We start from the raw sequence: 15247 nt of genomic DNA, 5'->3' as shown, positions 1-15247 counted from the left end.
CTAGCCCATGCCCCTGGGAGGTTCGAGAGTGTTCAACTCCGCCGATGACGTCCTCAATTACATTCGGGACGAGGGTGTGCAGTTCGTTGACGTCAGGTTCACGGACCTGCCGGGGACGACGCACCACTTCACCTTCCCGTCCGAGAACTTCGGTTCCAATGTCTTCACCGACGGCCTGATGTTCGACGGATCGTCGATCCGTGGTTTCCAGGCCATCCACGAGTCGGACATGCTGCTGCTGCCCGACCCCACGACGGCCGTGATCGACCCGTTCCGTCAGCACAAGACGCTGAACATCAACTTCTTCGTGCACGACCCGCTGACCGGCGAGGCCTACAGCCGTGACCCGCGCAACGTCGCGCGCAAGGCCGAGGAGTACCTCAAGGGCACGGGCATCGCGGACACCGTCTACTTCGGCCCCGAGGCCGAGTTCTACATCTTCGACGACGTCCGCTTCGAGACACGCCAGAACGCCGGTTACTACTACATCGACTCCATCGAGGGCGCCTGGAACACCGGCAAGGCCTCCGAGGGCGGCAACCTGGGTTACAAGCCCCGCTACAAGGGCGGCTACTTCCCGGTCCCGCCGATGGACCACTTCACCGACCTGCGCTCGGAGATGGTCCGCAACCTCATCGAGGCCGGCATCGAGACCGAGATGCAGCACCACGAGGTGGGCACCGCCGGCCAGGCCGAGATCGACTTCCGGTTCGGCACGCTGCTCCAGACGGCCGACAAGCTGATGCTGTACAAGTACATCATCAAGAGCACGGCCATCCAGGCGGGCCGCACGGTCACGTTCATGCCCAAGCCGATCTTCGGTGACAACGGCTCCGGCATGCACTGCCACCAGTCGCTGTGGAAGGACGGCGAGCCGCTGTTCTACGACGAGGTCGGCTACGCCGGTCTGTCGGACACCGCGCGCTACTACATCGGCGGCCTGCTCAAGCACGCCCCGTCGCTGCTGGCCTTCACCAACCCGACGGTGAACTCCTACCACCGCCTGGTGCCCGGCTACGAGGCCCCGGTCAACCTGGTCTACTCCCAGCGCAACCGCTCGGCCTGCGTCCGCATCCCGATCACCGGGTCGAACCCGAAGGCCAAGCGCATCGAGTTCCGCGTGCCGGACCCGTCCTGCAACCCGTACTTCGCCTTCGCCGCCATGCTGATGGCCGGCATCGACGGCATCCGCAACAAGATCGAGCCGCCGGAGCCGGTCGACAAGGACCTGTACGAGCTTCCGCCCGAGGAGGCCCGCAACATCCCGCAGGTGCCGGGCTCGCTGGAGAAGGTGCTCGACGCCCTCGAGGCCGACCACGACTATCTGCTTGAGGGCGGCGTGTTCACGCCGGACCTCATCGAGACCTGGATCTCCTACAAGCGCGAGAACGAGGTCGACCCGATCCGCCTCCGTCCGCACCCGCACGAGTTCGAGCTCTACTACGACGTGTGATCCGCTGAGCCGCCGACCCGGGCGGGCAGGTCTCCTGCCTCCACCAGGGTCACGACCGGCGCACTTCGCGTCCGCAGAAAGGCCATCGGCCGGCGCCCCACCACGGCGCCGGCCGATGGCCTTTCGCATGCGCAAAAGCAAGGGAGCTGCGATGCTGTCCAAGCCCGGCGCGCTGTCTATTGTCTGTACCGATATCGCGCGGTACTGTCTCGCGGGCGGTCGTCCGAGCCTCCTGCGCCGAGCAGGTGGCCCTGGTGAACCTTGTGTGAGGTGCCGTCCATGACTGCCGGGCAGTATCCCCGCATGGCGGATGTGTTTTCCGGGCTGACCGCTGAAGTCATCGCTCTACTGCGGGAGCAGAACGAGAACGACTCTCTTGTAGACGTAATTGAGGATCTGCCGTTCTACGGCGTGTGTACCTGTAGCCTCACGTGCACCAATTTGTTGACGGCTCCGCCGGGTTCCTCGGGTTCCTGGATTGTGCGATTGGAACGCGACGGTGAGGACGTCATCTGGCTGAGCTTGGCCCCCACCGGGACGACGATCACGGCCATCGAGGTTCTCGACGGACGTGATCTCGGTCCGGCAAGCCGGCGGTGAGTCGTTCCGTCAGTGATGATTCCTCAGGCGATCGCCCACGAATGAAGGAGTCGGGGCGCATCGGCCGGCGCCTTATTGGGGCGCTGGCCGATGGCCTTTCGCATGCCTGTCGGTGTCATCATGATCGGGTGCATGAGGCATGGGACGCGTGGGGGCATGTCGTCGTGGGGGCTGTCGCGGCCCTGCCTGTCGCGGCTGTGCTCGTGTTCGTGCTCGCGCGCCATCGGGGGCGAAGGGGGCATCCATTCCCCCGCCGCACGGCCGTCGCCGATGTCGCCATGGTCGCCGGAACCGCTCCGTGGATCTGGATGATCCTCACGCCCGGGACGGGGCAGGGCGTGCAGCTCATCCCCCTGCTCGATCTGGCGAACCAGATCACGCGGATGCCGCCGGGGGCGGCGTTCGTACAGATCGGGGGCAATCTCCTGGTGTTCGCGGCACTCGGTGCGATGCTCCCGGTTCGCTCGGCGCGCTTCGCGTCGCTCAGGGCTGTCGCCGCCGTGGCGGCCACCTCCTCGCTCACCGTCGAGATCCTTCAGTACGTCCTGCGGCTCGGGCGGGTGAGCTCCGTGGACGACGTCATCCTGAACACGGCCGGGGCGGTGCTCGCGGCACTCGCCACCCGCCGATGGTGGATGCCGAAGCACAAAGCGGATGAAAGAGCGGTTACGCCGTCCGGTCCGGCGGGAGGCGGTAGACGGAGACGTGCGAGGGCGACTCCGCGGTGAACTCGGCGCCGGCCCAGTCCGCGTGCCTCGACTCCAGCTCGAAGCCGGCCAATTGGCCCATGAGGTCGAGCTCGGACGGCCAGATGTAGCGGTGGGGGCTGCGGAACAGGGTGGCCTGCCTGCTCTCGTCGAACGTGAAATGGTGCGACACGAGGTGCTGGCGCAGCGGGTCGTAGGTGTCCAGCCCGATGTAACCGGGCTCCGAGTGCCACACCACGGCCTCCCGTCCCGGTGGGAGCGCCCGCAGCTCAGGCACCCAGAGCTCGATCACGAACCGGCCGCCGGGCACGAGGTGACGCGCGGCGTTGCGGAAGCAGGCGACCTGCTCGGCCTGGGTGAGCAGGTTCGAGATGGTGTTGTAGACGAGGTAGACGAGCGTGTACTCCCCCGGCGCGACGGCCGTCGCCATGTCACCGACGATCACCGGGATGGCCGCCTCGTCCACCTTCGTCCGCAGTTGCTCGATCATCGGAGGGGACAGTTCTATGCCGGTGACGGGCACTCCTCGCTCGGCGAGCGGGACGGCCACGCGTCCGGTCCCGATCGCGAACTCAAGGGCCCGCCCGTCCCCCGCGAGCTCCGCGAGACGGTCCACCATCGGCCCCAGGACCTCGGGCGCGAACATCCCCCGGCCCGGCGTGTCATAGCGTCCGGCGGCCTCGGTATCCCAGATCTCCTCTTGGCGCATGCACACCACCATTGCCCTGAGATATTCGTACCGTCCAATGGTTTTCCGGTCCTCGAAAAAGGAACGATGTGCGGGCGACGGCGCGGCAGGAGACAAAAACGGACGGCGACCGTACGCGCTGGAGCCGTTGGCGGCACGCGGCGCTCACCATTCCGGTGATCACGACCGCGATTGTGACCTTGATGGCCGTGATGCCCCCCGGCGGCCACTTTCCGCTGGTCCTCGCCGCAGTACCCGCCTGGCTGGTGTCCGGGCTGGTATGGCTCGGGGCTCTCCTGCTCCGCGGCTACCGGCGGAGCCTCTGGGTCCTGGCGCCGCCCCTCGCCGCGCTTGTGACCTTCGCGCTGGCGGCCCTGGACGTGCCGATGAAGGCGGCTTTCCTGGTCTCCGAACCCGCTCTCACGAGATACGTCGAGTCCGTGCCCGGCGAGAAGCGCTGGGGGGAGAGCAACACGCGCGATCACGTCGGGCTGTTCACGGTGGGCCAGGTTCTCCGACGGGACGGCGTGACCGAGCTGGTGATGGCCGATTCCGGCGGCTTTCTAGAGGACTGCGGATTCGCCTACAGCCCGCACGGAGGCGCCGGGCTTCTCGACTTCTCCAGCGTCGACCGCCTGACCGACAGGTGGTACGCCGTGTGCATCGACTACGACTGACCCGGCGCCGCGATGGGAGTCGGACGGGCTGGCCGATGGGATTCCTTCATCAGAGCCCGCTCCAGGTCAACTCCTCATGAAGCGACGCTCATGTCGCGGTAGGTCCACATCTCAGCGAGCAGGCCGTCCTCGACGCGGACGAGCCAGACGAGCCGGGTGCTCGCCGTCCCCTGGCCGGCGGTTCCGGCAACGGCCACCAGATCGCCGTCTCCGAGAACGGCGTCGATCGTGAACCGGAGATCGGGCCGCGCCTGGCGGATTCGCCCGACGGCCTGCCGGACGCCGTCGGGCCCGGCCACTTCGGGATGGGCGTGATCGACCCAGGCGGGGCTCAGGATCTCCTCGGCCGCCGACGCGTCCCCCGTGTTCCACATCTCGAAGTAACGCGTCACGAGCCATCGGGCAGTGCGGGTGACGTCGGCGTCCATCGGCGCTTCGTCCTCCTTCGAGTCGGGGAAGGTCAGCCGGACGAGCCCTGGGATCGGCTGCGCATGCCGCTGACGCGGCGCAGGATGTCCCACCAGAACGGCGCGCCGAACAGCACGGCGACCAGGGTGAGCAGCAGCCCCGGCCAGTGGCCCGGGGTCGTGAGACGCCGCCACCAGTCCTCGGCGTGCCACTCCCAGACCGGGCCGCCGGCGTCCATGCTGACGCTGACGGGGGCGTGGGTGAAGATCTTGACGAACGCCGGGGTGCTCAGCACGTCGGTTACGCACGCGTAGGTGTCCTGGGCGGGCGCGCACCGCTCGCGCAGCGGCTCCAGCGCCTGGGGGCCCGACTGGGCGAAGGCGGTCACCTCGCTGCGGTAGGCGTTGTCCTGCAGCAACGTCTTGCCGTACTCCAGGGAGTCCAGGCCGAACACGAGTGTGACGACGAGGCCGAGCGCGGCGATGACCCAGCGCACGTAACGGCGGTAGAGCAGGGTGAGCCGCTCCATCTCCCCGTCGAACCAGTCCTCCACTCCGCGCCGGAACGCCTCCAGGTCGTGGCTGGCCCTGTTCCACACGGCCTTGAGCGGCCGGGAGAGCGGGCTGTTGAGCGCGTCGAGGTCGCGCATCAGGGCCTCGACGCCGCCGTGCTCGGTGGCGATCTCCAGGACGGCGACGGCGAAGCGCGCCGGAGGGATGTCGGCGATGCTCGTCCGGCCGCGCTTGGAGTGGTCGATCTCCTGCAGGCGCTCGTGGAGCAGTTCGGCCATCGACTTGCCCTCGCCGGGCAACGCCACCCCGCCCACCGCCGCGCCGTCCGCCGCAGCATCGATTGTTACCGCATTCGCCACCCCGCCGACGGCGGTCTCTTCCTTCCCGCCCGCGTCACGGGTGCTCGCGTCCAGGGTGAGTACGGTCTGCTCCAGGGGGTCGGCCTGATCGGCGGAGTGCGCGGGGTCCACCGACGCACCCACCGAGCCGCCTACAGAGCCGCTTACAGTGCCGCCCACCGTGCCGGCCGCCGGGCCGCCGTCCGGCGACGCGGTGGTGTCCTGCCGTACGACCGCCTGGTCGGCGGTCGCCTGTTCGGCGGCCATCATCTGCTCGGCCGCGACCGTCCCGGTGGCGGGCGCGAGCGGCGGGCTCTGCGCGGGCGGCGGCTCCTGGCTGAAGGCGGGCCGCGGGTCCCGGCCGAACGGCAGCCGCGCGAACACCCCCAGCACGGTCGCCGGCAGGCGCGAGCGCCCCTCCCCCGGCGACGGCGCCGCCGTGAGCGGCGTGCTGATCCGGCGTACGAGCCTCTTCAGCACGTCCACGATCCGGTCGAGCCGCGAGGTGCCGTCGGCCGTCTCCGCGCCGTCGAGCGTGTCGCGGAGATAGGCCCACAGGAACTTGCTGCGGATGCCGAGCAGCCTGACGATGCCCTCGTTGATGCCGCTGACGAGAAGCGACAGCAGCAGGAAGGCCAGGATCAGCCCGATGGCGAGATCGGCGTAATACGAGATCAAAGAGATCACCCGTCCCCGTTGATACACCGTCACGGGCTGCGATGGCAACGCTCCGATCCGCACACATATGGGTCATATCGCCGCAAGCATCGCCGGAGGGCGGTAATCCCCTACCGCAGGCTCGTAGCCGTCGAGGTGCCCCGTAGTCGTGGCGGTACCCGCGCGCCCTGTGACCCCCGCGGACCGCACATGCCCGCCGCCATCCAGGTCGGACCGCACACACCCGCCATGATCCGTCGTCAGGACACACGCCTGCGGCCGTACGCCCAGATGCGCGCCCCAAAACGGGCCGTGCCGGCGCCGGGGCGGATCGCCCAGGCGCCGGCGCGGATCATGAGATCAGGAGGCGGTGCAGGTCAGGGATGCCGGAGCGCCGTTGCTTCCGCTGGAGGAGCCGGTGAAGCCGAACGTGGTCGAGGCTCCGGCCCCGAGGGCGCCGTTGTAGGAGACGTTGCTCACCGAGACCGCGGACCCGCTCTGGGACAGGGTGCCGTTCCAGACCTGGGTGACGGTCTGGCCGCTGGGGAACATCCAGCTCACCGACCATGAGGTGGTGGCGGTGACACCGGCGTTCCGCACCGTCACCTCGCCCTGGAACCCGCCGGGCCACTCGTTGACGACCCGGTAGGTGGCGGCGCACCCCCCGCCGCCAGGCGACTGGCTCGGAGACTGACTCGGAGACGGGCTTGGAGACGGGCTCGGAGACTGACTCGGAGACGGGCTCGGCGAGGACGAGGGAGAGGCCGACGGCGACGGCGACGGCGACGGCGACGGCGACGGAACGGTCTCGTTCTTGATGTCCTGGTAGGCCGCCTCAAGCCCGGCGGCGGACATGACGGACCGCGCGCCGGTCGGCCAGTTGCCGTTGGTGACCGTGGTGTTGCCGTAGACGGTGTTGCCGCGGTCGCCGTTCGTCACGTCGGTGGAGCTGCTGGACGCCCAGTTGTTGGTGACCGTCAGGGCTCCGGTGTTGTTGCCGCCCTGGTAGTTGCCGTGGGCGAACATCCACCAGCTGCCGTCGAAGACGTTGTTCGTCGCCGTGATGGAGCGGGATCCCTCGTCGAAGTACAGGCCGAACTGGCCCGTGCCCGCCCTCAGGCAGTAGTTGCCGCTGATCTGCCCGCCGGGGTTGGCCGACAGTGTGTAGACGCACGCCCCATCGTTCATCTGCTGCATGACGTCGTGCACGTAGTTCTGCGTGATCTTGTTGTTCGACGCGGTGGTCGCCGTCGAGTACCGCGGCTGGTAGTTGTACAGGCCCCGGTTGGTGTAGTCGGGGCTGCCGCCCGCATCGTTGGAGCCCCATCCGTACCCGAAGGCGACCCCCAGGTACGGCATGTTGTAGATCTCGTTGTGCGAGATCGTGGCGTTGGTGACATAGGTGGGCAGGAACGAGGTGATGCCCCGGTAGTCCACGCCGATGTCGTGCACCAGGTTGTCGGTGAAGGTGAGGTCGCGGTTGACCATCCGGGAGTCGCTCGGATGGTGCGCGTCGGCCTGCACGCCGCCCGCGACCACCGCGCCCGCCGCGCTGTACGCGAACACGTTGCCCGTCACCGTGATCGAGCTCGCCCCCAGCCCCACGCCGGACGCGTGGGCGTTGGCGTCGTTGCCGATGCCCAGCGCCGTCTGGCCCAGGTTCAGGAACCGGTCGCGGACGAAGCTGATCGTGTTGGCCGCCGACACCTGGACGGCCGCGGGCATCTGGTTCCAGTGCGGACGCACCGACTCGAACTGGGTGCACCCGTACTGGCAGGACGACAGCGCGTTGCTCGGCCAGTTCCAGTCGCCCGAGATGTACGCCCCCGTCTGCTGGTCGGCGTACCCCTGGTTGCTGCTGGGCCCCAGCCAGCTCGTCCCGGCGAACGTGATGCCGGAGAAGGTGATGTGGTGCGCGGGCGCGGCGTAGGTGCCACCGAGCTGCACCAGCGACTGCAGGAGGGGAAGCTCCACGTCCGCGGTGCTCATGTTCTTCCCGGACGGCGGGATGTAGTACAGCACCCCCGTGCCGGTGTTGAGGTACCACTCGCCGGGCGAGTCCAGGAACTCGTACGCGTTCTCCAGGTACATCGGTCCCTTACGGTAGGGGTTGACGATGGTGTCGTACCCGAAGGTGTTGTTGTTCCAGGCCGGCTGCTTCATCGTGATGAAGTTGCCGGAGATGCTCTGCACGGGCACGTACCGGTCGGTGAACGAGCCGATGCCCTCCAGCTCGATCCGGCTCTGGCCGGCCAGGTTGTTCAGGTAGCTCAGCGCGCTGTTGCCGAACCGCAGGCCGGTGCCGGTGGCGGTGAAGTCGGCCCGGTTCACCGTGGTACGGGCCCGGGTGGCCATGCGGCCGTCGACGTACAGCTGCCGGGTGTCGATCCCGGTGCCGACACTCGCCTTCCAGATGTTCTTCCCGGAGTCGGCGACGGTCCATCCGGTGACCTGCCTGGCGCCGCTGATGACCGGGCGCGACCCCGGCGCCGCCTGCCAGACGACCCGGTAGCCGTTGCTTCCGGAGTCGGCGGCGGTGAACCTGAGCGGCGAGGTGCGCCGGTACACGCCGTCGGCGAGCTGCACGACGATGTCGCCGGACATGGAGCCGTTCTGCGACCGGACCGCCGTCTGCGCCGCGTCCAGGGAGCACGGCTCCGCGGAGGAGCAGGCGCTGCCGGTTCCGGAGGGCGACACGTACAGGGTCGTCGTGGCGGCGAGAGCCGGAATCGCCGGGGCGGCGGCGACCGCCGTCGCCGCCGCCACGGCCGCGGCGATCCCGGTCACAAGCGGTCTCAGCACCGCCGCCCGAGGGAAAAGGCCGTGCCGGCGCGGCTTGTCACGATGGTTCACGTGTTCTCCAGGGAGTGCGCGACGCGTCTCGTGGTGGGCCGAGGACGCCGGACAGGCCGGCCAGGCGAGTGCCCGCGGAGCTACCGCCCGCGGTCGCCGTCCTGGCCGGGCCACCGAGGGCCCAGTGGCTTGAGTACTAATTACGAGGTGATCAGCGAAGTCAGTCAAGGCGCTTGTGCATGCCTATTTCCGGCCACGCGCGTCGGGGAGCGTGCTGCGGAAGCGCACTACCTCGCCCGATATCACGATCTACCTCAGTGTTCGTCTCCCTCGATCCGCCACTGGCAGGCGATGAGTCGTACTCAATGAGGACCCCAGCCGGGAGTTCCAGGATGAATGGAACCTGAAACAAAGCCGCGGTCGTGCGGCGCCACGGCATGCCGGACCGCCGAAGCCAGGCCGCGTGCCGGCCCGTCGGGAGACAGCGGGCCGAGAAGGACCCGGAGAGTCGCGAGGGATCTGGACAAGGGAGACGGCGGCCACGCCCGGCGGGTCCCGGGAGACGGGGACCCGCCGGGCGGTGGGGGTCAGCCCTCGTAGAAGACGCGCTCCACGACGGTCCTGGCCCGCCGCGTGGCGCGCCGGTAGTCCTCCACGAAGTCCTCGGTGCCCTCCGGGGGGTAGCCGAGGGCCCGGGCGAGCAGCATCCGCTCCTTGACCAGCGTGGGGATGCTGTCGGCGGCCCGGCCGCGCACCAGCATCAGGGCGTCGCGGATGCGTGAGGCGAACAGCCACGCCTCCGCGAGCACCGCCTCGTCGGCCGGGTCGAGCAGGTCCTCCGCCGCCGCCGCGCGCAGCGCGTCCAGCGTGCGCGTGGTGCGCAGCGCCGGTACGGCTCCCGCGTGCCGCAGCTGGATGAGCTGGGCCACCCACTCCACGTCGGTGAGCCCGCCCCTGCCGAGCTTGGTGTGCAGGGCCGGATCGGCGCCACGCGGCAGCCGTTCGGCCTCCATCCTGGCCTTGAGCTTGCGGATCTCCCGTACGGCGTCGACCGATATGCCGCCCTCCGGGTAGCGCAGCGGATCGACGAGGGCCGTGAACTCCCGGCCGAGGTCGGCGTCACCCGCGCAGAACCGGGCGCGCAACAGCGCCTGCGCCTCCCAGTGCGAGGCCCAGCGGTCGTAGTAGGCCTTGTAGGAGGCGATCGTGCGGACGAGCGGCCCCTGCCGTCCCTCCGGCCGCAGCCCGGCGTCGATCTGCAGCGGCGGGTCGGGGGCGGGCCGCGCGAGCAGCCTGCGCGTCTCCTCGGCCACCGCGTGGGCCGCGTCGGTCGCGTCCCGCTCGGCGACGCCGGGCAGCGGCGCGTGCACGAACATCACGTCGGCGTCGCTGGCGTAGGAGCTCTCCAGGCCGCCGAGGCGGCCCATGGCGATCACGGCGATGCGGGTCGGGAACGGCTCCCGCCGCTCCAGCGTGACCTTGTTGATCGCCGCGCCCAGCGCCGCCTGGATCGTCACGTCGTTGAGCGACGAGAGCGCCTGGCCGACCTCCTCGATGTCGATCAGGCCGGACAGGTCGGCGCAGGCCGTACGGAGCAGTTCCCGGCGGCGCAGCGCGCGGGCGGCGGCGACGGCGGTCTCGGCGTCCTCCGCGTAGCGGCTCACCGCGGCGGCGGCCTCGCCGGCCAGCGTCGCGGCCGGCCGTACGGCGAGCTCGGCGGGCGAGCCCAGCATGCCGACCGCGTCCGGGGCGTGCAGCAGCAGGCCGGTGACGTACTTGCTGGTGCCGAGCAGGTGGGCGAGGCGCTCGGCCACGGCGGTCTCGTCCCGCAGCAGGCGCAGGTACCACGGCGTGCTGCCGAGCTTGTCGCTCACCTGGCGGAACCCGAGCAGCCCGGCGTCCGGGTCGGGGGCGTCGGCGAACCAGCCGAGCATGACCGGCAGCAGCGTGCGCTGGATGGCCGCGCGGCGGGAGACGCCGCTGGTGAGCGCGGCGATGTGCCGTAAAGCGCCCTCGGGGTCGGCGTACCCGAGCGCCTGGAGGCGCGCGGTGGCGGCGGCCGTGGACAGGCGGGCCTCGGACTCCGGCAGGCGGGCGACGGCCTGCAGCAGCGGCCGGTAGAACAGCTTCTCGTGCAGCCGCCGCACCTCCAGCGCGTGCCGCTTCCAGGTGGTGGTGAACTCGCCGACCGGGTCGGTCGTCATGCCGAGCCCGCGGCCGATGCGCCGCAGGTCGGCGGTGTCGGACGGCACCACATGCGTGCGGCGCAGCCGGTGCAACTGGAGCATGTGCTCGACCTGCCGCAGGAAGGTGTACGCCTCGGCGAGGGCCTTGGCGTCGTCGCGCCCGACGTAACCGCCCCGCGACAGGGCGGCGAGGGCCGACAGCGTCGCCCTGCGGCGCAGCAGCGGGTCGGAGCGGCCGTGCACGAGTTGCAGGAGCTGGACGGCGAACTCGATGTCCCGCAGGCCGCCGGGGCCCAGCTTGATCTGCCGGTCGGCCTCGTCCACCGGCACGTGCGCCTCCACCCGGCGGCGCATGGACTGCACGTCCTCGACGAAGTTGGGCCGCGCCGCGGCCTGCCACACCAGGTCGTTGACCGCGGCGACGTACTGCTGGCCGAGCTCCAGGTCGCCGGCGACGGGCCGGGCCTTCAGCAGAGCCTGGAACTCCCAGGTCTTGGCCCAGCGGCGATAGTAGGCCAGGTGGCTCTCCATGCTGCGGACGAGCGGGCCCATCTTGCCCTCGGGACGCAGGTTGGCGTCCACCTCCCACAGCGCGCCCTCACGGGTGCTCGACGAGCAGGCCCGCATCATGCCCTGCGCGAGCCGCGTCGCGATCTGCAGCGCCTTCGTCTCGTCGACGCCCTCCCTGGGCTCGGCCACGAAGACGACGTCGACGTCGGAGATGTAGTTCAGCTCGCGCGCCCCGCACTTGCCCATGCCGATGACGGCCAGCCGCACGTCACCGGCGTCGGCCACCTCCGCCCTGGCGATGGCGAGGGCGGCGTCGAGCGACGCGGCGGCCAGGTCGGCCAGCGCGGCCGCGGTCTCCGCGAGCGTGCACTCGCCGGTCACGTCCCGGGCGGCCAGGTCCAGCAGCCTGGTCCGGTGGGCGACGCGCAGCGCGTCCATCGCCTGGGCCGTCGCCCCCGGCTCGGCCGCGCCCACTGTGGCCCCGCCGGCCACCGGCTCGGCGTCGTCCGGGTCCGCGCCGACCGCCAGCAGCATCTCCTCGCACAGCTCACGGGCGACCGGCCACTGCGGCGACCCGGCCACCGCCAGGCACTCCGGGTGCCGTACGACGTGCTCGCCGAGCGCCGCGCTGATCCCGAACACGCCGAGCAGCCTGTGGCGCAGGGCGGGATCGTCGCGGAACGTTCCGAGCACGCTCGGGTCCCGCTCGACCAGGCGGCTCAGCGTGGTGAGCGCGAGATCGGGGTCGGCCGCCCTGACCAGGTCGTCGAGCAGCGCGAAATCGCCGACCGCCTCGGGGCCGAGGTCGTCGAGCAACCGTTCGGCCCGCGCGCCGTCGGCGAATCCCAGTGCGGCCAGGCGCCCGGCCGTCGTCTGTATCCGCGGCGCCGCGTTCACCGTTCCTTCCTCCACCCCGACGTCGATCACGTCGGTCCCCCGAGACATGCCTTCCCAGTAACCGTACACAGGGATGGACGCCTCCTCGCAGAGATCGGTCCCCCCTCGGGACCCGATTCTCGACCGGACGCCTCCCGGCGTCCATGGATGTCGCAGCTCGGCACGTGCCGGGCTCGCGCACACGGTAACCCGGTGGGTTGTGCGGCGTCCTTAGCGGTTTCTCTGCGTAATCGGCGCATCACGCGGTTTGGCCGCGCCCCTTCCCCGCCTCTCCGGCGCGGCGGGACGGCAGGTCAGAGCCGCGTCACGGCCGCGTCATCTGGGTCGTCACCTGGGCCGCGAACGCCTCGGCCAGCGGCCTCCAGGCCTGTTCGAGCTCCAGCCCGGCCGCCGTGACCCGCGCGTTCAGCTCCGCCGCCGTCCCGGGCGGAAGATCGCCGCTCTCGGCCCAGGAGGTGAAGATCGCGGGCGTGGCCTCGGGGTGGAACTGCACCGCCCAGGCGCGGTCGCCGAGCCGGTAGGCCTGGTTGGCGTACCGCGCGCCGGTCGCGAGCCGCACCGCGCCGGACGGCAGCGTGGTCATCGCGTCGTAGTGGTACTGCACCGCCCGCAGCGGCGCCGTCCGGGAAGGCGCCGGCTCAGGAAGCACCGTCAGGCCGGGCGGTGCGGACAGGAGCGGGTCGTCCGCCGCCTCGGGCAGGCGCTCGATCTCGCACAGGCCGATCTCCGGGCCCGCGTCGCCGCGCTCGACGGTCCCGCCGCAGGCCATGGTCATGAGCTGGGCGCCGAGGCAGATGCCGAGAACCGGCACGACGCCGTCCACCGCGCGGGCGAGCAGGTCCCTGGTCGCGGGCAGCCACGGATATCCCTCGTCGTCCCACGCCGCCGCGGCGCCGCCGAGGACGAGCAGCCCGCCACCGGCGGTCGCGGGCACCGCCTCTCCCTTGTACGGCCGGACGACCTCGACGCCGACGCCGGCGGCCTCCAGCCAGCCGGCGAAGTAGCCCAGGCCCGCCTCGGCCTCGTGCTCGATGACGAGCAGACGTTCACCCATAGCGCGCAGCTTAAAGACACACAACAGGACAGGCGATACCTGAGCGGGTCGTACCGTACAGTCCGCACATGAAGTTCGACGAAGTCGCCGTCCCCGGCGGGCGGCTGCGGATCGCCCGGTTCGGCGACGGCCCACGCCTGATCATCGCGGCGCACGGCATCAGCGCCTCCCTCATGTCCTGGCGCGCGGTGGGCGACGCGCTGCCGCCCGGCTGGTCGCTGGTCGCCGCCGACCTGCGCGGCCGCGGCCACAGCGCCGGCCTGCCCGGCCCGTACGGCCTGGACCGGCACGCCGGCGACCTGGAACTGGTGGCCGAGCACGTGGGCGCGGACGGCACCAGCGTGCTCACCGGGCACTCGATGGGCGCCTATGTGGCCGCCCTGCACGCCGCCGCTCGAACAGGGGCCGGGGGGTGGCGCTACGCCCGGGTCGTGCTGGTGGACGGCGGCCTCCCGCTGCCGCTGCCGCCGGGCGCGGACCCCGACGCGGTGATGGCGGCGACGCTCGGCCCCGCCATCGCCCGGCTCTCCCAGACCTTCCCGGACGTGGAGGCGTATCTCGACCTGTTCCGCGCCCATCCCGCGCTGGCGGAGAACTGGTCCCCGGTCGTCGAGGAGTACGTCCGCTACGACGCCACCGGGCCGGACGGCGCCGTGCGGTCACGCGTCCGTGAGGAGGCCGTACGGCAGGACGGCCGCTGGCCGCTGACGAGACACGCGGAGATCGGCGCGGCGCTGAAGGCGATCGAGCCCGCGCCGCTCCTGCTCCGCGCGCCGAGGGGGTTGCTGAACCAGGACGTCGGGCTGCTGCCCGACGACCTCACCGCGCGGTGGAAGGCGGAACTGCCGGGGCTGCGCGACGAGGTCGTGCCGGACTGCAACCACTACACGATCCTGTTCGATCCCCGCTGCGCCGCGCTCGTGGCCGCCCGCCTCACCGCCGACTGATCACCGACTGATCACTTGGGTCACTTGGTCACTTGGGGGTGATCCAGGTCGCCTGGGCGGCGGCCACCAGCGTGCCGTCCACCTCGTAGACCGCGCTCGTGCCGAAGATCTTGCGGCCCTCGCGGCCGGTCGCGCGGGCGACGACGGAATACCTGCCCATCGGGTAGACCCGGCGGAACACCTGCCCGGTCAGCCGCCCGAGGAGCGGCGGCCGGGCGGGTTCCGCGCCGGTGAACGCGCGGTGGTGCGCCCACCCGGTGGCGCAGTCGAGCGCCGCCCAGACGATCGAGCCGGGGACCACGCCCTGCTCGTCGGTGACGTTGAACGGCACCCGCCACCCGGCGGCCACCAGGTCGGTGCCGTCCACCGGGCCCGGGAAGATCCGCAGGCCGTCGCCCGGCTCGCGCAGTCCGCAGGCGAAGCAGCCCGCGATGGCGTGGCCGTCCCGCCCGGGGAAGCCCGCCTCCGCCCGCGCCGCGTCGGTGAACGACACGAACGGCGGCGGCGTCAGCGGCTCCGCGACGGGGATGGCCTCGGCGAGATGGCTCTCGCCGCCGCTCTCGCCACCGCTCAGGACGACGGCGTTGCCGACCTGTTCGAGTGTCAGCCCGGTTTCGAGCGGGACCGGTCTGCGGAGGGTGACCTCCACCGGAGATTCATGACCGGCCCCCGTCAGCGTGCCGGCGAGGGTGCCCGCGATCCATCCGCCGTTGGCGGTGCCCTCGGGTCCCCGGAAGCGCTTCGGTACGGTCAGAACGGTCTGCAGCCCCGCAGCCGCCGTCATATGGCCACGCCCTCCCTGAGTCACGTCGATACGGCT

The 15247-nt window shown here is 70.8% G+C and carries 12 protein-coding genes; 5 read left to right on the top strand and 7 right to left on the bottom strand.

Annotated features, from left to right (window positions below; translation table 11 throughout):
* Nucleotides 1–28: 28 nt before the first annotated feature.
* The 3 genes from glnA to Mam01_RS00980 all read left to right on the top strand — a co-directional run bounded on the left by glnA (nucleotide 29) and on the right by Mam01_RS00980 (nucleotide 2781).
* Nucleotides 29–1453, top strand: a complete 1425-nt coding sequence (gene glnA, locus Mam01_RS00990; RefSeq protein WP_150932933.1) for a type I glutamate--ammonia ligase — start codon at nucleotides 29–31, stop codon at nucleotides 1451–1453.
* 279 nt (nucleotides 1454–1732) lie between these two features.
* Nucleotides 1733–2053, top strand: coding sequence for a hypothetical protein (locus Mam01_RS00985; RefSeq protein WP_204283412.1), 321 nt, complete (start codon nucleotides 1733–1735; stop codon nucleotides 2051–2053).
* 128 nt (nucleotides 2054–2181) lie between these two features.
* Nucleotides 2182–2781, top strand: a complete 600-nt coding sequence (locus Mam01_RS00980; RefSeq protein ID WP_204283411.1) for a VanZ family protein — start codon at nucleotides 2182–2184, stop codon at nucleotides 2779–2781.
* Here the strand turns inward: Mam01_RS00980 and Mam01_RS00975 are convergent.
* On the bottom strand, nucleotides 2720–3469 hold the full coding sequence (locus Mam01_RS00975) for a class I SAM-dependent methyltransferase (protein WP_239100925.1): 750 nt from the start codon (nucleotides 3467–3469) through the stop codon (nucleotides 2720–2722). The genes Mam01_RS00980 and Mam01_RS00975 overlap by 62 nt on opposite strands.
* 182 nt (nucleotides 3470–3651) lie before the next feature.
* Between Mam01_RS00975 and Mam01_RS00970 the strand changes: the two genes are divergently transcribed.
* Nucleotides 3652–4125 carry a hypothetical protein gene (locus Mam01_RS00970; RefSeq protein WP_204283407.1) on the top strand — a complete coding sequence of 158 codons (474 nt, stop codon included), beginning with the start codon at nucleotides 3652–3654 and terminating at the stop codon, nucleotides 4123–4125.
* A 74-nt stretch (nucleotides 4126–4199) separates the two neighbouring features.
* On the opposite strand, the gene Mam01_RS00965 is transcribed toward Mam01_RS00970, so the two are convergent.
* The 5 genes from Mam01_RS00965 to Mam01_RS00945 all read right to left on the bottom strand — a co-directional run bounded on the left by Mam01_RS00965 (nucleotide 4200) and on the right by Mam01_RS00945 (nucleotide 13480).
* On the bottom strand, nucleotides 4200–4553 hold the full coding sequence (locus tag Mam01_RS00965; RefSeq protein ID WP_204283405.1) for an ester cyclase: 354 nt from the start codon (nucleotides 4551–4553) through the stop codon (nucleotides 4200–4202).
* Between the two features lie 32 nt (nucleotides 4554–4585).
* Nucleotides 4586–6070, bottom strand: a complete 1485-nt coding sequence (locus Mam01_RS00960; RefSeq protein ID WP_373868670.1) for a hypothetical protein — start codon at nucleotides 6068–6070, stop codon at nucleotides 4586–4588.
* A 330-nt stretch (nucleotides 6071–6400) separates the two neighbouring features.
* Nucleotides 6401–8842: a cellulose-binding domain-containing protein gene (locus Mam01_RS36225; RefSeq protein WP_239100924.1), complete on the bottom strand. Its 2442-nt coding sequence runs from the start codon at nucleotides 8840–8842 to the stop codon at nucleotides 6401–6403.
* A gap of 578 nt (nucleotides 8843–9420) precedes the next feature.
* Nucleotides 9421–12474 (bottom strand): bifunctional [glutamine synthetase] adenylyltransferase/[glutamine synthetase]-adenylyl-L-tyrosine phosphorylase, encoded by a 3054-nt coding sequence (locus Mam01_RS00950; RefSeq protein ID WP_204283402.1) that lies wholly within the window; start codon nucleotides 12472–12474, stop codon nucleotides 9421–9423.
* A gap of 256 nt (nucleotides 12475–12730) precedes the next feature.
* Nucleotides 12731–13480 carry a type 1 glutamine amidotransferase gene (locus Mam01_RS00945; protein WP_204283400.1) on the bottom strand — a complete coding sequence of 250 codons (750 nt, stop codon included), beginning with the start codon at nucleotides 13478–13480 and terminating at the stop codon, nucleotides 12731–12733.
* Between the two features lie 68 nt (nucleotides 13481–13548).
* Between Mam01_RS00945 and Mam01_RS00940 the strand changes: the two genes are divergently transcribed.
* A complete protein-coding gene (locus Mam01_RS00940; RefSeq protein ID WP_204283398.1) occupies nucleotides 13549–14427 on the top strand; it encodes an alpha/beta hydrolase in 879 nt (292 codons plus the stop codon).
* Between the two features lie 28 nt (nucleotides 14428–14455).
* On the opposite strand, the gene Mam01_RS00935 is transcribed toward Mam01_RS00940, so the two are convergent.
* A complete protein-coding gene (locus Mam01_RS00935; protein ID WP_150932925.1) occupies nucleotides 14456–15211 on the bottom strand; it encodes a hotdog fold domain-containing protein in 756 nt (251 codons plus the stop codon).
* Nucleotides 15212–15247 lie beyond the last annotated feature (36 nt).

Source organism: Microbispora amethystogenes, from assembly GCF_016863015.1.
Classification (GTDB): Bacteria; Actinomycetota; Actinomycetes; order Streptosporangiales; family Streptosporangiaceae; genus Microbispora; species Microbispora amethystogenes.
The sequence above is the reverse complement of the archived record's forward strand: the minus strand, read 5'-3'. Positions and strand labels throughout refer to the sequence as shown.